General features: G+C 72.4%; 18 protein-coding genes. 7 read left to right on the forward strand and 11 right to left on the reverse strand.

Going from position 1 to position 17836, the window contains the following annotated elements:
- Positions 1 to 20: 20 nt before the first annotated feature.
- The 3 genes from BM041_RS20605 to BM041_RS20615 are packed head-to-tail and all read right to left on the reverse strand — an operon-like array spanning position 21 to position 2635.
- Positions 21 to 929: a dihydrodipicolinate synthase family protein gene (locus BM041_RS20605; protein WP_092961782.1), complete on the reverse strand. Its 909-nt coding sequence runs from the start codon at positions 927 to 929 to the stop codon at positions 21 to 23.
- Between the two features lie 4 nt (positions 930 to 933).
- Positions 934 to 1902 (reverse strand): Bug family tripartite tricarboxylate transporter substrate binding protein, encoded by a 969-nt coding sequence (locus BM041_RS20610; protein ID WP_245762194.1) that lies wholly within the window; start codon positions 1900 to 1902, stop codon positions 934 to 936.
- Positions 1903 to 1939: 37 nt separating this feature from the next.
- The gene (locus BM041_RS20615) at positions 1940 to 2635 is read right to left on the reverse strand and encodes a GntR family transcriptional regulator (protein ID WP_342713813.1); all 696 of its coding nucleotides are present in this window, start codon (positions 2633 to 2635) and stop codon (positions 1940 to 1942) included.
- Between the two features lie 99 nt (positions 2636 to 2734).
- On the opposite strand from BM041_RS20615, the gene BM041_RS20620 reads away from it, so the two are divergent.
- The 6 genes from BM041_RS20620 (at position 2735) to lexA (ending at position 7845) form a co-directional block, all read left to right on the forward strand.
- A complete protein-coding gene (locus BM041_RS20620; protein ID WP_092961785.1) occupies positions 2735 to 3325 on the forward strand; it encodes an anthranilate synthase component II in 591 nt (196 codons plus the stop codon).
- A 45-nt stretch (positions 3326 to 3370) separates the two neighbouring features.
- Positions 3371 to 4399, forward strand: a complete 1029-nt coding sequence (trpD, locus tag BM041_RS20625; protein ID WP_092961786.1) for an anthranilate phosphoribosyltransferase — start codon at positions 3371 to 3373, stop codon at positions 4397 to 4399.
- A gap of 9 nt (positions 4400 to 4408) precedes the next feature.
- Positions 4409 to 5227 (forward strand): indole-3-glycerol phosphate synthase TrpC, encoded by an 819-nt coding sequence (gene trpC, locus BM041_RS20630; RefSeq protein WP_456303966.1) that lies wholly within the window; start codon positions 4409 to 4411, stop codon positions 5225 to 5227.
- 7 nt (positions 5228 to 5234) lie between these two features.
- Positions 5235 to 5708 carry a cyclic pyranopterin monophosphate synthase MoaC gene (gene moaC, locus BM041_RS20635; protein WP_139226119.1) on the forward strand — a complete coding sequence of 158 codons (474 nt, stop codon included), beginning with the start codon at positions 5235 to 5237 and terminating at the stop codon, positions 5706 to 5708.
- Positions 5708 to 6913, forward strand: a complete 1206-nt coding sequence (locus BM041_RS20640) for a molybdopterin molybdotransferase MoeA (RefSeq protein ID WP_092961789.1) — start codon at positions 5708 to 5710, stop codon at positions 6911 to 6913. Before moaC ends, BM041_RS20640 begins: the two co-directional genes overlap by 1 nt.
- Before the next feature lie 194 nt (positions 6914 to 7107).
- Positions 7108 to 7845, forward strand: coding sequence for a transcriptional repressor LexA (gene lexA / locus BM041_RS20645; protein ID WP_092961790.1), 738 nt, complete (start codon positions 7108 to 7110; stop codon positions 7843 to 7845).
- 39 nt (positions 7846 to 7884) lie between these two features.
- Here the strand turns inward: lexA and BM041_RS30715 are convergent, their stop codons facing one another.
- The 4 genes from BM041_RS30715 to BM041_RS20660 form a co-directional block, all read right to left on the reverse strand.
- Positions 7885 to 8040, reverse strand: coding sequence for a hypothetical protein (locus tag BM041_RS30715; RefSeq protein WP_175534060.1), 156 nt, complete (start codon positions 8038 to 8040; stop codon positions 7885 to 7887).
- A 95-nt stretch (positions 8041 to 8135) separates the two neighbouring features.
- On the reverse strand, positions 8136 to 10337 hold the full coding sequence (locus tag BM041_RS20650; protein ID WP_092961791.1) for a ComEC/Rec2 family competence protein: 2202 nt from the start codon (positions 10335 to 10337) through the stop codon (positions 8136 to 8138).
- 177 nt (positions 10338 to 10514) lie between these two features.
- Positions 10515 to 10940, reverse strand: a complete 426-nt coding sequence (locus BM041_RS20655; RefSeq protein ID WP_245762196.1) for a septal ring lytic transglycosylase RlpA family protein — start codon at positions 10938 to 10940, stop codon at positions 10515 to 10517.
- A gap of 77 nt (positions 10941 to 11017) precedes the next feature.
- A complete protein-coding gene (locus tag BM041_RS20660; RefSeq protein WP_092961793.1) occupies positions 11018 to 11782 on the reverse strand; it encodes a S1 family peptidase in 765 nt (254 codons plus the stop codon).
- A 286-nt stretch (positions 11783 to 12068) separates the two neighbouring features.
- Here BM041_RS20660 and BM041_RS20665 point away from each other — a divergent pair, with 286 nt between their 5' ends.
- Complete coding sequence (locus BM041_RS20665; RefSeq protein WP_139226120.1) at positions 12069 to 12788, forward strand: ImuA family protein; 720 nt, start codon at positions 12069 to 12071, stop codon at positions 12786 to 12788.
- A gap of 254 nt (positions 12789 to 13042) precedes the next feature.
- Here BM041_RS20665 and glmS read toward each other — a convergent pair whose 3' ends face one another.
- The 4 genes from glmS to BM041_RS20685 all read right to left on the reverse strand — a co-directional run bounded on the left by glmS (position 13043) and on the right by BM041_RS20685 (position 17823).
- Positions 13043 to 14866, reverse strand: a complete 1824-nt coding sequence (gene glmS / locus BM041_RS20670) for a glutamine--fructose-6-phosphate transaminase (isomerizing) (RefSeq protein ID WP_092961795.1) — start codon at positions 14864 to 14866, stop codon at positions 13043 to 13045.
- A gap of 127 nt (positions 14867 to 14993) precedes the next feature.
- Positions 14994 to 16085 carry a glycosyltransferase family 4 protein gene (locus tag BM041_RS20675; protein WP_092961796.1) on the reverse strand — a complete coding sequence of 364 codons (1092 nt, stop codon included), beginning with the start codon at positions 16083 to 16085 and terminating at the stop codon, positions 14994 to 14996.
- On the reverse strand, positions 16082 to 17158 hold the full coding sequence (locus BM041_RS20680) for a hypothetical protein (RefSeq protein ID WP_092961797.1): 1077 nt from the start codon (positions 17156 to 17158) through the stop codon (positions 16082 to 16084). The genes BM041_RS20675 and BM041_RS20680 overlap by 4 nt, the downstream gene beginning before the upstream one ends.
- Positions 17155 to 17823, reverse strand: a complete 669-nt coding sequence (locus BM041_RS20685; RefSeq protein WP_092961798.1) for a hypothetical protein — start codon at positions 17821 to 17823, stop codon at positions 17155 to 17157. Before BM041_RS20685 ends, BM041_RS20680 begins: the two co-directional genes overlap by 4 nt.
- Positions 17824 to 17836: the final 13 nt, after the last annotated feature.

The following is a 17836-nucleotide window of genomic DNA, read 5'->3' on the forward strand; positions in this document are numbered from 1 at the left end:
CTTCCTTCCCATCGCCGGCTTCAGCCGGCGTTCTTGTCCCAACCCGCCAGCACGCCACGCAGAGCCTCGGTCGCCGCCGGCGCCAGCGGCCAGGCGGCGGGCGGGCGGGCCGCGCCCACATCCTCCCCCCGCAGCGCCAGCGCCGCCTTCACCACGGAGACATTCGCCCCGTTGCCTTCCTGCGCCCGCAGCTTTTCGAAGTTCTCGATGGCGAGAACCGCGCGATCCGCGGCCTCATAGTCGCCCGCCGCCAGTGCGTTCAGCACCGCCATGGACAGATGCGGCGCGACGTTGATGATACCTGACGTAAATCCCCGCGCCCCCATCGCCGTCATCGGCGGCGCCCAAGGCTCCGCCAACCCGCAGATCCAGGCGAGGTGCGGCGCCGCCCGCCGTGCCGCCGCCAGGTTCAGCAGGTTGGGCGTCGCCCATTTCACCCCCGCCACCCCCGGCACCGCGCAGAGCGCCGCGATGGCATCCAGCCCGCCGCTGTCATCCCGGAGATACAGCAGCACCGGCAGCCCATCCGCCGCCTCCGCCACCCGCTCCACATAGGCCGCCACGCCGCGCGGCGCGCGGAAGGGGTCCGGCGGCTGGTGGATCATGATGGCGTCGCAGCCATCCGCCTTCGCCGCCTTCGCGAGGCTGGCCGCCTCCTTCACGCTGCGCCCCACGCCCGCCACGACAACGGCGCGCCCGCCGACGATGCCCGGCACCGCCGCCTGCATCTGCCGCGCTTCCTCCAGTGTCAGCCCATAGAACTCGCTGGTGTTGCCATTGACCGTCAGCGCGCCGATGCCCGCGCCGACCGCCCGGTCCACGATCGGCGCCAGCCTCCCCGGCACCGGCTGGTCATCGCCATCGAAGGGCGTGACCAGGATGCCGGAGACCCCGCGCAGCGCCGTCGCCACGCGTTCAGTGACTGCCATCGACTCACTCCACCCGGAGATTGGCGCGCCGCGCCACATCGCCCCAGCGCTGCGTCTCCGCCGCGATGAAGGCCCTGAATTCATCCGGGCTGCTGCCGACCAGCGTGAAGCCCAATTCCGTCAGCCTTGCCGCCAGCGCCGGCTCCCGCAGCGCCGCCACGGCTTCCGCATGCAGCCGCGCGACGATGGCGGGCGGCGTGTTGGCCGGCGCGAACAACCCGTGCCAGGACAGGCTCTCGAAGCCCGGCAGCGCCTCCGCGATCGCCGGCACATCCGGCGCCGCCGCGATGCGTTCCTTGCTGCCCACGCCGATCAGCCGGATGCGACCCTCCCGCGCCAGCGGCAGAACCGAAGAAAGATTGTCGAAGGACATCGGCGTCTCGCCGGACATGACGGAGGTCATGACGCCGCCGCTGCCGCGATAGGGCACATGCACCACCTCCGCGCCCACCAGCTGCGCGAAGGATTCGCCCGCGAGATGCGTGGAGGTGCCGACGCCCGATGTGGCGTAGCTGAAGAAGCCGGGCCTCGCCTTCACCAGCGCGATGAACTCGGCCAGCGTGCGCGCCGGCACGTCGTTGTTGATGACCAGCGCGTTGGGCTGGTGCGACAGCTGCGTGATGGGCGCGAAGTCGCGCAGGTTGTCATAGGGCATCCGCGCCATGATGGCGGGGTTGATCGCGTGGCTGCTGATCGTGCCCATGCAGATGGTGTTGCCATCCGCGGGCGCCCGCGCGCAGGCTTCCGCGCCGATATTGCCGCCCGCGCCGGGCCGGTTCTCCGCCACGAAGGTCTGGCCCAGGCGGCGGCCCATCTCCAGCGTCACCAGCCGGCCGAGCGTGTCCGTCACCCCCGCCGCGAAGGGGATGATCACGCGGATGGGCTGGGACGGCCAGGGCCGGGCCTGGGCGAAGGCCGGCATCGGCAGGGCGGCGCTGGCGGCAAGCGCCCCCAGCAGGCTGCGACGGTTCATTCTTCTTTCCTCCCTCAACATTTTGCCGCCACCCCGCTCAGGGCAGGGCGACGGATAGTGATCTCAGCGCATGGGCCTTCATGGCGGCCTCCGCCGCGCGGGCATCGCCGGCGATGATGGCCTGCACGATGGCCTGGTGTTCCGCCTGCGCGGTCGCGCGTTCCTCCGCCGTGGAGAGGATGCGTTCGCGCGTCAAATGGTCATAGGCGCGCAACCCCTCCAGCAGCCGGGTCACGTCCCGGCTGGCGGCGGCGGCGTGGATGGCGTCGTGCAGCGCCTCATTCGCCAGCGTCACGGCGGCCGCATCCTCGCTCCGCATCGCGCCGGCGATGGCATCCAGCCTGGACCGCATCGCCGCATGGTCGGCGGGCGTCGCGCGTTCGGCGGCCAGCCTGGCGGCAACCGCTTCCAGCGTCGCGCGGATCAGCCCGATCTCGAACAGCCGGTCCCGGCCGAGATCGGCCACATAGGTCCCGCTGCGGGGCCTGGTTTCCACCATCCCCTCGACCTCAAGCCGCCGCAGCGCCTCCCGCACCGGCTGGGCGGAGATGTCGAGCGCCGCGGCCAGCCCGCGTTCCGAAATCCGCTGCCCCGGCGCCAGGCTGCCCGCCACGATCGCCTCCCGGATCCGCGCATAGGCGCGGGCGGCCAGGGATTGCAGGTCGGTCTCGGTGAAGGGGCGGAGGACGGACAGGGGGACGTTTCCTGCTTGGTTGAAACTACCATGGCAGATGGCAGGGCGCCGTCAATCCGCTGTTCCAGCCGCGACGCAGCCCCGCCCCGCTTCCGCCACACTTGATTAACCGCGGGCGCGGGGCGACCATCGGGCCGCATGATCCTGCTGATCGACAATTACGACAGCTTTACGTGGAATCTCTACCACTTCCTGGGTGACCTTGGGGCGGTGGTGGAGGTTCGGCGCAATGATTCTCTGTCGGCCGACGAAGCCCTGGCCCTGAAGCCGGACGCGATCGTCCTCTCCCCCGGCCCCTGCACGCCGAATGAGGCGGGCATCTGCCTTGATGTCATCGCCGCCGCCGCGGCCGAACGCCTGCCCCTGCTGGGGGTCTGCCTCGGCCACCAGGCCATCGGCCAGGCCTTCGGCGGCAAGGTGGTGCGGGCGCCCACGCCCGTGCACGGCAAGGTCTGGGACGTGACCCATGGCGGCACGGACATCTTCGCCGGCCTCCCCTCCCCCTTCCGCGCCACCCGCTACCATTCCCTGGTGGTGGAGGATCTGCCGGAGACGCTGATCCCGACGGCCCGGACCTCGGACGGCCTGGTCATGGGCATGGCGCACCGGGACCTGCCGATCTGGGGCGTGCAGTTCCACCCCGAGAGCATCGCCAGCGAGCATGGCCACGACATGCTGCGGAACTTCCTGGCCCTGGCCGGGCAGCGAAACGCCTTCGCGGCCGCCTGATCCGATGGCACCCCGAAACACCTTCGCCATGCAGACCGCGGCAGCATGAAGAAAGTATTGGCGCGGCTCGCCCAGGGCGAACGCCTGGCGGAGAGCGAGGCCGAAGCCGCCTTCGGCATGATCATGGCCGGCGAGGCAACGCCCGCCCAGATCGCCGGCCTGCTGATGGCCATGCGCGTGCGGGGCGAGACGGTGGCGGAGATGACCGGCGCCGTGCGGGCCATGCGCGCCCGCATGATCGCGGTGGAAGCGCCGCCGGATGCGATCGACATCGTCGGCACGGGCGGCGATGCCGCCGGCACGCTCAACATCTCCACCGCCAGCGCCTTCGTGGTCGCGGGCGCGGGGGTGAAGGTGGCCAAGCACGGCAACCGCGCGCTCTCCTCCCGCTCCGGCGCCGCGGATGCGCTCTCCGCACTCGGCATCCCCGTGATGGAGACGCCGCTCGATCGCCTGCCGGCGGTGCTGGCGGAAGCCGGCATGGTCTTCCTGATGGCGCCCCGCCACCATTCGGCGCTGCGCCACGCCGCCGGGCCGCGCGTGGAACTCGGCACGCGGACCATCTTCAACCTGCTGGGGCCGCTCGCGAATCCCGCCCGGGTGACGCGGCAGATGACGGGCGCCTTCGCCCCGGAATGGCTGCGCCCCATGGCGGAGACCCTGGCCCGCCTCGGCACGCAGCGCGCCTGGCTGGTGCATGGCATGGGGCTCGATGAGCTGACGCTCGCCGGCCCCTCCCAGGTGGTGGAGCTGAAGGACGGGCTGATCCGGGAATTCGAGGTCTCGCCCGAGGATGCCGGCCTGCCCCGCGCCCCCGCGGAATCGCTGAAAGGCGGCGACCCCGCGGAGAACGCGGCCGCCGTTCTGGCGTTGCTGGAGGGTGCCCCCGGCCCCTATCGCGACGTCGTGCTGCTGAATGCCGCCGCCGGCCTGGTCGTGGCCGGGGTCGCGCCGACGCTGCGCGACGCCGTGCCGATCGCCGCGCGTTCCATCGATGGCGGCGCGGCGCTCGACGTGCTCAACCGCCTCCGCGCCGCCGCGGCGCCGCCTGCCCCCCTTGAACCGACTGCCTGAGTCCCCCCCATGAACGCGCCTACGCCCAACATGTCCGACACCCTGGCCCGCATCCTCGCCGACAAATACGAGGAGGTGCGGGAGCGTTCGGCCGCCGTCAGCCTGCATGAGATGGAGAAGCGCGCCGCCGCCGCCGATGCGCCCCGCGACTTCACCCGCGCGCTCTGCGATGCGGTGGCGGAAGGCCGGGTCGGCCTGATCGCGGAGATCAAGCGCGCCTCCCCCTCCGGCGGGCTGATCCGCGACCCCTTCGAGCCCGCGACCATCGCCCAGGCCTATGAGAAGGCCGGCGCCGCCTGCCTTTCCGTCCTGACGGACGGCCCCTGGTTCCAGGGCGACCTCGGCCACATGGTCCAGGCCCGCGCCGCCTGCTCCCTGCCCGTCCTGCGCAAGGACTTCATGGTCCATCCCTGGCAGGTGTTCGAGGCCCGCGCGATGGGCGCCGACGCCATCCTGCTGATCCTCGCCGCGCTGTCCGACGACCAGGCGCAGGAGCTGGAGGATGTCGCCCGGTCGCTCGACATGGCCGTGCTGGCGGAGGTGCATGACCGGCGGGAGCTGGACCGCGCGCTGGGGCTGGAGACGCGGCTGATCGGCGTGAACAACCGCAACCTGAAGACCCTGGTGACGGATCTTGGCACCTCCGACGAGCTGATCCCGCTGATCCCCGCGGACCGCATTCCGGTCGGCGAAAGCGGCATCCGCACCCCCGACGATGTCCGCCGGATGTGCCGCGCCGGCGCCCGCTGCCTGCTGGTGGGCGAACACCTGCTGCGCCAGGCGGATGTGGAGGCGGCGGCGCGGGAACTCATCACGGCGCTCGACTGAGCCCCCCGTGACGAAGCTCACCCATTTCGACGAGGCCGGCCGCGCCGCCATGGTGGATGTCTCCGCCAAGGCGGAGACGAGCCGCACCGCCACCGCCCGCGGCCGCGTGGTCATGCAGCCGGAGACGCTGGCCCTGATCCAGGCCGGCCAGGTCGGCAAGGGCGATGTGCTGGGCGTGGCGCGCATCGCCGGCATCATGGCCGCGAAGAAGACGAGCGAGCTGATCCCCCTCTGCCACCCCCTGCTGATCTCCAAGGTCACGGTGGACCTGGTACCGGTGGCCCCCGACGCGGTGGAGATCGAGGCGACGGTCAAGCTCACCGGCCAGACCGGCGTGGAGATGGAGGCGCTGACCGCCGTCACCGTCGCCGCGCTGACGGTCTATGACATGGTGAAGGCCGCCGACCGCGCGATGCGGATCGAGGATATCCGCCTGGTGCATAAATCCGGCGGCAAATCCGGTACTTACGAGGCGACCTGATGCTATCGGTTGAGGAAGCCCGGGCCCGAATCCTGGGCGGCCTCGCCCCCACCCCCGCCGAGGCGGTGGCCCTGCCGGAGGGCTGGGGCCGCGTCCTCGCCCGCCCCGTGATCGCGCGCCTGACCCAGCCGCCGGCCGATGTCTCCGCCATGGATGGCTATGCCGTCCGCGCCGCCGATGCGGTGCTGGACGCAAGGCTGGCCGTGGTGGGATCGGCCCCCGCCGGCCATCCCTATGCCGGCCGCGTCGGCCCCGGCCAGGCCGTCCGCATCTTCACCGGTGCCTTCATCCCTCAGGGCGCGGATGCCATCCTGCTGCAGGAGGACGCCGTCGCGGCGGATGGCGTGGTCGAGGTCCGGGAAGCCGTGCGCGCCGGCCGCTGGGTGCGTCGCCGCGGCCTCGACTTCGCCGAGGGCGAGGCGCTGATCGCCCCCGGCCGGCGCCTCACCGCCCGCGATGTCGGCCTGGCCGCCGCCGCGAACCACCCCTGGCTGATGGTCCATCGCCGCCCGCGCATCGGCATCCTGGCCACGGGAGATGAGATTGCGCTCCCCGGCGATCCGATCCCCCCCGGCGGCATCGTCAGCAGCAACGCCCATGCCATCGCCGCCATGGTCCGCGCCGGGGGCGGCGATCCCCTCGTGCTGCCGATCGCGCCCGATGACCGGGAAGCCATCGCCGCCACCGCCGCCGCGGCGCGCGCCTGCGACCTGCTGGTGACGACCGGCGGCGCCAGCGTGGGCGACCACGACCTGATCCAGACCGCGCTGGGGCAGGACGGCTTCGCGCTGGATTTCTGGAAGATCGCCATGCGGCCGGGCAAGCCGCTGATCTGGGGGCGGCTTGGCACCACCCCCGTGCTGGGCCTGCCGGGCAACCCGGTCTCCGCCATGGTCTGCGCCGTGCAGTTCCTGATGCCGGCCCTCGCCGTGCTGTCCGGCGAACCCGCCGCACCGCCCCCCACCATCCAGGCCCATGCCGGAAGCGCGCTGCCGGAGAACGACAAGCGTTTCGACCACCTCCGCGCCACCCTGTCCCGGGACCGCGATGGCCGCGTCGTGGCCACCCCCTTCCCGCAGCAGGACAGTTCCATGCTGAAGACCCTGGCGCGGGCGGAAGCCCTGATCCTGCGCGCCCCCTACGCCCCCGCCCTGCCCGAGGGCGCGGCGGTGGAGGCGATTCCGCTGGATCGCCTCGGCCTCTGATTCGCGCGGATTCACGCGTTTTCCACTGGTCAAGAATCTCGATTCAGCCCAGGTTTTTCCTGGGTCTGTGGAAAACATTTGACGACGCCGCAGGAACCTACATAGAACATCCACGTCGGTTGCTTGTTTGTTCGGGGCGAAGGCGCCCCCACCCCTTCGGAACACCCCAGGGGGAACCGGCAGTGGAGAAACCCATGCTCACGCGCAAGCAGCACGAATTGCTGATGTTCATCGACCGGCACCTGCGCGCCACCGGCTTCTCCCCGTCCTTCGAGGAGATGAAGGAGGCCCTTCGCCTCAAGTCGAAGTCGGGGATCCACCGCCTGATCACGGCGCTGGAGGAACGGGGCTTCCTGAAGCGCCGCGCGCATCGCGCCCGCGCGCTGGAAGTGCTGCGCCTGCCGGAGAACGTCTCGCCCCGCAGGGCCGATCCCGCGCCCGTCGCCACGCCGGCGGCGCCCCCCGCCGCCCCGGCCTTCACGCCCAATGTCATCCGCGGCAATTTCGCGCCCGGCCTGGCCGGCGTGCAGAAGACGGCGAATGACGCGACGGCGGTATCGCTGCCCCTCTATGGCCGCATCGCCGCCGGCATGCCGATCGAGGCTCTGCGCGACTCCACCGCGATGGTGGAAGTCCCGGCCGCCCTGCTGGCGGGTGGCGAGCACTACGCGCTGGAAGTCGCCGGTGATTCGATGATGGAGGCCGGAATCCTCGATGGCGACACCGTCATCATCCGCCGCGGCGACACGGCGGAGAACGGATCCATCGTCGTGGCGCTGGTGGATGAGGCGGAGGTGACGCTGAAGCGTCTGCGCCGCCGCGGCAACTCCGTCGCCCTGGAACCCGCCAACCGCGCCTATGAGACGCGGATCTTCGGACCCGACCGGGTCCGCGTGCAGGGCCGCCTGATCGGCCTGCTGCGCAAGTACTGAAGCACCGATGGCCCGGCCGGAAGGCCGGGCCGCCCCGCCTCAGTAGGGGTCCCATTCCGATTGGCGCTGCTCCCGCCACGCATGCAGGCGCTGCCAGGCCGTGAGCGCACCAGCGCCGGCCAGCAGCCCCATGGCAACGAGGCCGAAATCCATGAGCGCCGGATAGGACGCGATGGTCGCGATCATGTCCTTCATTCCCTTGTTTCCTGCCCCGTTAATCTAGGTCGCAAGGTCTTAAGGGAGGGTAACTGCCACCGTTCCATCCGATGGCGGCGTGTTGATGGGGACGGTCAATGGCCGCCGGGGTCGACCGGCGCCAGCGGCAGCGCCTCCACCCGGCCCGGCAGCGGCACCGGCGGCACCCAGGGCCGGTCACCCCGCCAGGCCCGGTCCGACACCACAAGCGCCCCCGCCTGGCCCAGCCAGGCCGCCTGCGCACCATCCCGCCACATCGCGAAGCGGTCGATCGTCTCGCCCTGGCCACAGCGCGGGCGTATCGGCTCCAGCGCCAGGATCAGCGCCGCCCGGCCGCAGGCGGCCGCCAGCGCGGCGGGGTCCGGCGGGTCCGCCCGGCGGCCCCGCGCCGGCGGCGGACTGCGCAGCAGCACCGCCTCCCCTGCCCCCGGATGCGGGCGGAACCGACAGGCGGCGGGCGTGCAGGCGATGGCGCCGCCCGCGACCTCCCCGGTCTCCGGCAAGGGGCTGGCCGCCGTCACGCCCAGCGCCCGCAGCATCGAATCCCGCGTGAAATTGCTCGCGCCGGGCAGGCGATGCAGGAACACCCCCTCCGCCGTGCGCAGCGCCACGATCCGGGCATCCGGGGAGACCAGCACATCCGGCGCCGGCGTCACCTGCCCCGCGGCCAGCCCCGCCACCACCACCGGCACCCCCAGCAGCCGCAGCCATCCCCGCCACAGGCACAGCCAGCAGAAGCCGAAGCTGGCCAGCCCCAGGCCCCATCCCGGTAGCGGCACCATCACCGGCGCCGCATCCGGCCAGGCCGCGACCGCCCGCGCCACCCACAGGATCCCCTCCGTCCCCCAGCCCATCACCGCCAGCGGCCAGGCTTCCAGCCCGAAGGGCAGCGCCAGCATCGCCGCCAGCCCCGCCGGCATGACCAGCAGCGAGGTCAGCGGCACCGCCACCGCATTGGCCGCGATGCCATAGACCTGCAGCCGGCCGAAATGGTGCAGCCCGAAAGGCGCCGTCGCCGCGCCGGCCAGGGCGGAGGTCGCGACCAGCCCCAGCACCACCAGCGCCACCCGCCGCCAGGCCCGCGGGCCCGAAACGCCCCCCGCGCGGAAGGCCGCGATCGGCCCGCGCAGCGCCTCATGCCCCGCAACCAGCGCCAGCACCGCGGCGAAGGACATCTGGAAGGACGGCCCCACCACCTCGGCCGGCGCCACCAGCAGCACCGCCGCGGCCGCCACCGCCAGCACGCGCACGGACAGTACCCGCCGCCCCGCCAGCATCGCCACCGTCATCAGCGCCGCCATGCCGAGGCATCGCTGCATCGGCACCTGCGATCCCGTCAGCAGCATGTAGAAGGCGCCTGCCGCCAGCGCGACCAGCGCCGCCACCGGCTTGGCTGGCACCCGCAGCGCCAGCCAGGGCACCAGCGCGATCGCGCCCCGCAACAGCCCGAAGACCAGCCCGATGACGATCGCCATGTGCAGGCCGGAGACGGAAAGCAGATGCGCCAGCCCGGAATCGCGCATGGCCTGCATGGCGGGCTCCGGGATCGCGCTCTGCGTCCCCGTCAGCAGCGCCGCCGCCACCGGCCCCGCGGCGCCGGGAATCGCCGCCGCCACCCGCTGGTCCAGCCAGGCGCGCAGCCCGGCCAGCAGCGGCTCCTCCGCCCCCCGCTCCACCACGACCGGCCCCAGCGCGAAGCCGGACCCGCCCAGGCCGCTGAAGAAGGCCGCCCGCTGGAAATCCCACCCGCCCGGCACCGCCGGCATCCCCGGCTGGCGGATCAGCGCCCGCAGGCTGACGACATCACCCGGCAGGGGCCGCGCCGGATCATCCGCGCGCAGCCGCACCCGGATGGTCCGCGGCAGCGCCGCCCCCTCCCCGATCCGGGCCTGCTCCAGCACCAGCCGCCGCCCTTCCGGCAGGGGCTGCACCTCCGCCACCACGCCGGAGAGCTGGACCGCGCCGAAAGGCAGGACCAGCGGCGGCGGCATCCGCGCGGCATGCCAGCCCGCCACGCCGAGACCCAGCAGGAAGGCCGCCAGCAACCCCAGCGCCCAGCCCGGCAGCAGCCAGCGCCGCGCCAGCCAGAAGGCCAGCCCGGCCAGCGGCAGGGCGACCCAGAGCGGCTGCCAGGCCGGCTCCCCGGCCAGGCCCAGGTAGTGCAGCACCCCCGCCCCCAGCGCCACCGCCAGCCAGGGCGCGAAGCGCCCCTGCTGCCGGGCGAGCACCGCCGACGCCCCCGCCCGGATGCGCGCGGAAACGCCGATCCGCTCGGCGGGGAGCAGGGCCAGGGACATGTCGCGGGATCGTCGTCATTTCCCGCCCAACATTCAACCTGAAGCTGAGAGATCGCTTGAGGATGCCGGCGGCTGAGGATCCGCGAGGGATTTTCCGGTCCTGCAAGCCGGCCAACGCGGCAGGGGCGGAAAAGACCCGAGGAGCCGACCCGACGGTGTGCTCAAGCGGTCTCCAAACTACTCCTCCCGCCCCGCATTCGCCTGGCGGCCGATGGGGCGGACCTCCACCGGCGCCGTCCCGCTTTCCCGCATGCCGAGTTCATCGGCCGTGCGCGGCGACACATCGATGATCCGCCCGCGGACATAGGGGCCGCGATCCTCGATCACGACCGTGCGGCTCTCCCCGTTCCGCAGATTCGTCACCTCCGCCACCGTGCCGAGCGGCAGGGTGCGGTGGGCGGCGGAGTTGGAGCCGGGATCGAAGGGCTCCCCATTCGCCATGGGCCGGCCGGTGAAGCGATCGGGGTGGTAGAAGGAGGCCTCGCCACGCTGAGCCTCGGCACGCGATTCGGTCGCCACCGCCCGGCCCGGCGCCACCGGCCCCGTCGCCCCACAGGCCGCGAGCGCCAGCGCCGCCATCATCGCCATCCGCGTCTTTCGCATCCCGCTCTCCTCCTGTTCGCCGTGCCCCCCGCCACGGTGTTCCGCCTGATCGGCGGGCAGGCGACGTGGCTGGGGGCTCAGGGTTGCCGGGCGCTCACGACATGGTGGGCCAGGCCACGGCCGGCGGGCGCGATCCGTTCGGATTCGACCAGCGCGGCGGCGATGGATAGGAAGAAGGCCTCCCTGCCCTCGACGCCCCTCGCGATGCCGTCCAGGTCCATCCCGGTCAGCGCCGCCAGCGCCGTGGCGCCCCCCGCCCCCGGCAGGGCCGTGACCAGGCCCTGCAGCCGGCCCTCCGCATCCAGCGCCGGGCCGCCGGAATAGCCCATCAGCGCGCCGATCCGGGCCGTGAACCCCTCGCCACGCCCCGGCATCACGGCGGAAGGCCGCGTCACCACCCCCACCGCCATGGCCGGCCCGACGGAAGGCGCGCCAAGCGCCCAGAGGCGCTGGCCGGCCACCGGCGCCTGCCGCGCCACCGGCACCGGTTCGAAGACGCCCTCCGGCACCGCCAGCACGGCCAGATCCATCACCGCGCTGCGCGCCAGCACCCTTGCCGGCGCCCGCCCCACCCCATCGCCGCGCCGGGCCTCGACCACCGCCACGCCATCGGGCAGCAGATGGGCGCTGGTCAGCAGGCGCCCCGGCGCCACGGCCACGGCGGAACCGAGCGGCGCGCCATGGCTCGACAACGCCGCAAAGCCCCAGGCGGCCACGGCCGCGGCCGGCGTGGCCCGCGCCTCCTCCGCCGGCAGGCGGGCACAGCCGGCCAGGAACAGCAGCAGGCATGACGCGAGCCATGGTGCCAGCCAGGCCAGGCGCGACGGCGGGGCGACTCGCATCCTCGGGGTTCCGGTCAGTAGCCCCCGGGTTGTGCGACACACAGGTTAACCCGCCGTGTGGTTGGAAGAAGCCCGCCAACCCCCATTGGCAACTTACATCAGGATAACATCGCAAGTAGCTGATTACGAACGATCGTCAGGGATCGTATCGCTTCCATCCTTCCAAATCGCTTGACCGCGACCACCTCGGGGTCGGAACATAGCAAGAACAGCCATGGCCCCCGATATCCTTCCCCCCCTCGCCGCGAACGCCCCGCCGGACGGCATCCCCACGGATCCCCTCCCCATGGACCGGCCCGCCCTGATGGCCGCGCTCCGCGCCCGCATCGGCCGGCTCGAACGCGGCGGCGCCGCGGCCGCCCTCGCCCGCGCCGAGGCCGGCACCATCCCCCTCGCCGATTCCATCGACGCCACCCTGCCCGATGGCGGCCTGGCCCGCGCCGGGCTGCATGAGATCCTGGCCGCCGAACCGGGCGCCGCCACCGGCTTCGCCAGCCTCATCCTGGGCCGCGCCAACGGCCCCGTGCTCTGGATCGGACCGGACCCGGATGCCTGGCCCTCCGGCCTCGCCCGCTACGGACTCTCCCCGGCCAACCTCGTCATGGTCCGCGCCCCCCGCCCCGCCGACGCCCTCTGGGCCATGGAGGAAGCCCTGCGCTGCCCCGCCATCGCCGGCGCCCTGCTGACCCTCTCGGACATCGACCTCACCGCCGCCCGCCGCCTCCAGCTCGCCGCCGAAGCCGGCGGCGCGCTCGGCCTCCTGCTCCGCCCGGATACCGAGGAACCAGGCCCCTCCGCCGCCCTCACCCGCTGGCGCGTCAACGCCCTGCCCGGCCTCGGCGGCACCCAGCACAACCTCGGCGACCCGCGCTGGTCCCTCGACCTGCTGCGCTGCCGCAGCGGCCAACCCCGCACCTGGACCGCCACCTGGCGCACCACCCTCGACCGACTGGACACCGAAGGGGACACAACCCCGATGCCGGCGACAAGGCGACGGCGGGCTTAGCGGGGCACGTGTTGCGCCGGTGATTCACGAGGGGGCGTTGCCCCCTCGTGCTCCCCCACCAGGGTCCAACGGGACCCTGGACCGCGAGCAATGGGGTGGGGAAAGAGGGGGCCGGAGTGACCGTGAAACGGGTGCGCCGGCCCCCTCTTTCCCCACCCCATCCTCTGGTTTCCAAAGGCCCGCTGGCCTTTGGTGGGGAGGGTCCGGGAGGGGCAAAGCCCCTCCTGGAAGCAACGAGCGCAACACGCCCCCCGCTATTCCACCGTCACGCTTTTCGCCAGGTTCCGGGGCTGGTCCACGTCGGTGCCTTTCAGGGCGGCCACGTGGTAGGCCAGGAGTTGCACGGGGATGCTGTGCAGGATGGGGGCGGCGAAGGGGTCGATGCTGGGCAGGGTGATGACCTGTTCGGCGAAGCGGCCCAGTGGTCCTGCGCCGGCGGCGTCGGTGAAGGCCATGATGCGTCCGCCGCGCGCCGCGGCTTCCTGGAGGTTGGAGGCCGTCTTTTCGAAGAGGGGGCCGGAGGGGCACAGCGCGATCACCGGCACGGCGGGGTCGATCAGGGCGATGGGGCCGTGCTTCATCTCTCCGGCCGCGTAGCCTTCCGCGTGGATATAGCTGATTTCCTTGAGTTTCAGCGCGCCTTCCATGGCGATCGGGAACATCGATCCGCGGCCGAGGAAGAGCACGTCCCGCGCCGTCATGATCTCCGCGGCCAGGGCCTTGATGCGCCCATCCTGTTCCAGCACGGCGGCGGCGTGGCCGGGGATGGAGAGCAGCGCCTCCGTCAGCCGCTCCTCCTCCGCCGCATCGATGGTGCCGCGGGCGCGGGCGAAGCCGAGTGCCAGGCAGGCCAGGACGGAGAGCTGGGCGGTGAAGGCCTTGGTGGAGGCGACGCCGATCTCGGGGCCCGCCACGGTCAGCAGCGCGGCGTCGGACAGGCGTGCCATGGTGCTTTCCGGCACGTTGACGATGGACAGCACCCGCTGCCCGCCGTCCCGCAGCAGTCGCAGCGCCGCCATCGTGTCCGCCGTCTCGCCGGACTGGGAGACGAGGATGGCGCCGCCGCCTGGCGCCAGCGGCGGGTCGCGGTAGCGGAGTTCGCTGGCGACATCGGCGTCGCAGGGGATGCGGGCGAGTTGTTCGATCCAGTAGCGCCCGACATGGGCGGCCAGGAAGGCGCTGCCGCAGGCGGACAGCGTCAGGCGCGGCACCACCGCCGGGTCGAAGGGCAGGCGCGGCAGGCGCACGGCGTGGGTGCCGGGGTCCAGGTACTGGCGGAGCGTATCGCCGATGACGGCGGGGTGCTCGTGCAGTTCCTTTTCCATGAAGTGGCGGTAGTTGCCCTTGCCGACCGCGGCGCCGGAGACGGCGGTGACGACGACGGCACGCTCCACGGCCTGGTCGGTGGCGTCGTGGAAGCGGGCACCGTCTTCCGTCACCGCCACCCAGTCGCCTTCCTCGAGATAGGCGATGCGGCGGGTGAGTGGCGCCAGCGCCAGCGCGTCGGAGCCGAGGAACATCTCCCCCTCCCCGAACCCGACCGCCAGCGGCGCGCCCTGGCGCGCGCCGAGCAGCAGCTTCGGGTGGCCCGCGAAGATGGCGGCCAGCGCGAAGGCGCCGTGCACGCGCTTCAGCGCGGCGGCGAAGGCGGCTTCCGGCGCCAGGCCCTGGGCCAGCAGGTGGTCCAGCAGGCGGACGAAGGTCTCGGTATCCGTCTCCGTCTCGAACACCGCGCCTTCGGCTTCCAGTTCGGTGCGGAGTTCGGCGTGGTTCTCGATGATGCCGTTATGCACCACGGCGACGCGGGCGGTGGCGTGGGGGTGGGCGTTGCGTTCGGTGGGGGCGCCATGGGTGGCCCAGCGCGTGTGGCCGACGCCCGTGGTGCCCGGCAGCGGGTCCTGCGCCAGCACGGCGGCGAGGTTGCCGAGCTTGCCTTCCGCCCGGCGCCGGTCGATGTGGCCATTCACCAGGGTGGCGATGCCGGCGCTGTCATAGCCCCGGTATTCCAGGCGGCGCAGCGCCTCCAGCAGCAGCGGCCCTGCATCGGCCCGGCCGATCACCCCCACGATCCCGCACATGAAGCCGGCAGTCCCCCTGTAGCCTTGTCGCGGCGGAGATTAGGCGATGCCCCCGCGCCGGCGGAATGCTGCGCCGCCGCAAACAGGCGCCGCGCCCGATCATAAGATGCTTCGCCGGATTGCGGCGCTACCCTCCCGCCAGCCACTCCAGCACCGGCGCCGCCATGACCCCCGCATTGAAGCGCGCCGCCTGGGGCATCGCCTGCGCCGCCAGCTCCGCCTGGACGGACGGGTTCGACATCTCCTCCAGCGCCGCCACGAAGCCGTCGACGGAGAAGGGGTCGAAGAACAGCCCCGCCGGCCCGATCACTTCCGGGAAGCTGGAGCTGAGGGAGGCCAGCACCGGCTTGCCGAGGCTCATCGCCTCCACCGCCGGAATCCCGAACCCCTCATAGACCGAGGGATAGACCAGGAATTCCGCGTGCCGCAGCAGCCGGTACTTCGCGAATTCGGAGATGAAGCCGGTGAAGCTGATGCGCGCCTGGGCTTCGGGCGACAGCTGCGCCAGTGCCTGGTCCGCCATCCATCCTCGCGCGCCGATGACCACGAAATGCAGGTCATCCGCCGCGACGGAGGGTTCTTCCAGGGCCCGCAGCAGCAGGCGCAAATTCTTGCGGGGCTCCACCGTGCCGATCACCACGGCGTAGCGGCCAAGCCGGATGGCGGGCTGGTTGCGGTCCATGGCCTCGAACCCCTCGGGCCAGTCCACATACTGGTACATCACCCGCGTCCTGGGCCGCACCCAGGGCAGGTAGGTGCACAGCGCCTCCCGCGTCGCTTCCGAACAGCAGAACACCGCCTCGTCGGAGGCCATCTGGTCGCGCAGCGGGTCCAGGTGGAAGGCCACGTTCTCCGGCATGTGGGTGTCCGGCATCACCAGTGTGCTGATGTCGTGGATCGTGCTGGCTTCCCGCATCGCCGCGCCGGGGCTGGGCTTCACGGAGGGGTAGAGCAGCGGGATGGCGGGGTCGATGGTGGGTCGCGCGGCCTCCTTCACCACCGTCTCCACCGCCGCATCGATGGCGTCGCGCAGGTAGGTGCCGGTGCTGATCCGGATGGCCTGGCGCACCGCATCGCCCGGCACCCCGTTCGGCCCCATGCAGAAATGCAGGTCCAGATGCGGGTCCAGCGCCTGCACCAGGCGGCGCGTGAAGACCGGGATGCCCGTCCACTGGCTTTCCAGCAGCGGCGTGATGTCGAGCGTCAGCGCGGGCTTCATGGCACCTGCCCCACCGTCACCGGCATCAGGCCCATCTGCGGGCGGATGCGCTGCACCGCCACCTCCCGCCCCAGCCAGGTCGTGAACAGCGACCGGGCGGCGGAGAGCGTGCCGCTTCCGGTCAGCACCAGCTCCGCCGCCGCATCCAGCACGTCCCGCCCGAAATGCCAGAAGGGCACGCGGGCATGGAGCGTGAGCCTACCGCCCGCCAGCGCCGCGGGGTCGGGCATGCCCGCCACGAAGCGCACGGACCAGCTGGACCGGCGCGGCAGCGCGACGCCGGTCCGGCTGAAGGCTTCCAGCACCGCCTCCACCTGGTCCTTGGTGGCGGCGTCGTCGCGGTCCAGCGCCGGCAGCCCGATCAGCAGCGGGCCCTTCGCGGGGTCCAGCACCACGTCCCGCACCTGCTTCGCCAGCTCCACGACGAAGGGGTGGTCGCTCAGCGCGCCGAGCGTGAGCGGCACGAAATGCGGCGGCTTCAGCAGCGGCAGGCCGGCCATCGCCTCCTTCTCGCTCAGCACGCCGGCGTGGCCATGGTTGCCGGGCAGCCAGACGAAGGGGATGTATTGGGCGGGCTCCCCCGCCGGCGTCACCGCGAAGCCCAGCGGCAGCAGCGGCGGCCGCACCCAGCGCGCCCCCAGCCGGAAGGACAGCGTGCCATTCACCTGGGAAGCGAGGCCCGCGAAGGCTTCCGGCACCAGCCGCACCAGGCGCTGCAGCGCCGCTTCGCGGGATGTCATGCCGCGGGGGAAGAAGAACATGTGGTTGCGCAGCCCGGGCAGCAGCCGCAGCGTATTGCCATCCGTCAGCGCCAGGTGGTCCTCCGCCCCGCCGGCCTGCGCATCCAGCCATTCGCGCGCCGCGCCATGCGTGAAGATCTCCGGCCGCGCCACGAAGCGGACCTCGGTCTGCTGCGCCTCCGCCGCCTGCATCACCAGCAGCAGCGCCAGCCGCAGGTCCGGCGGCAGCACGGCGTCGCGCAGGCAACGCCAGGGGTAGATCGAGCCCGGAAGCTCGATGGTCGAGAGGTGGACAGCGGGCACGGAGACCAGCAGGACGGGCCTCGCGCTCATCCGGCCTCCGCCGCCTCGGGCGTGGTCGCCGGCAGGGCGAAGACGAAGGCGGGCTGGACGGGGGATGGCAGCAGCCGGGGGCGCGACCGGAACTCCCCGCTATCGGCCAGGATGGACAGCAGGCCGAAGGGCGTCAGCGCGCCGCGGCGCATCAGCTTCTCATAGCTCGCGAAGCCCACCGGATCGGCCGGCCGGCCCAGCACGTAGCCATAGGCCGCCCGGATGAAGGCGGAGAGCCCTTCCCGCGCGATGAAGCGGGTGAACAGATCCCCGCACCCCGCCAGCTGGTCGATGGAGCGCAGCATGGTCGGGTCTTCCGCCACCACTTCCTCCACCGTCTCGCAGTCCCGGTCGCTGGCATGGCGGATCGGCAGGCTGGGCTGGACATGCAGCACCGCGCCGGTGGCGGGTTCCACCAGCCGCAGCGTCTGCGCCACCAGTTCCGCCGGCGCCAGCGCCGCGCGCAGGCGGAAGGCGCACCAGCCGTAGCGAAGCTGCGCCTCCATCAGGTCCTCGCGGAACAGCTCCGCCCGTCCGGCGGCCACTTCCGTCCCATCCTCCAGCAGCACGGCCAGCGCCAGGCTTTCGGTGGGCTGGTCCGGGTCGCAGGCCCAGCCCTCGATGACGCCGTGCTGCGTCACCGCATCCAGATGCGCCAGCTTCATGCCGCCCGGTCAG

The sequence above is a fragment of the Falsiroseomonas stagni DSM 19981 genome (assembly GCF_900114315.1).
GTDB lineage: Bacteria > Pseudomonadota > Alphaproteobacteria > Acetobacterales > Acetobacteraceae > Falsiroseomonas > Falsiroseomonas stagni.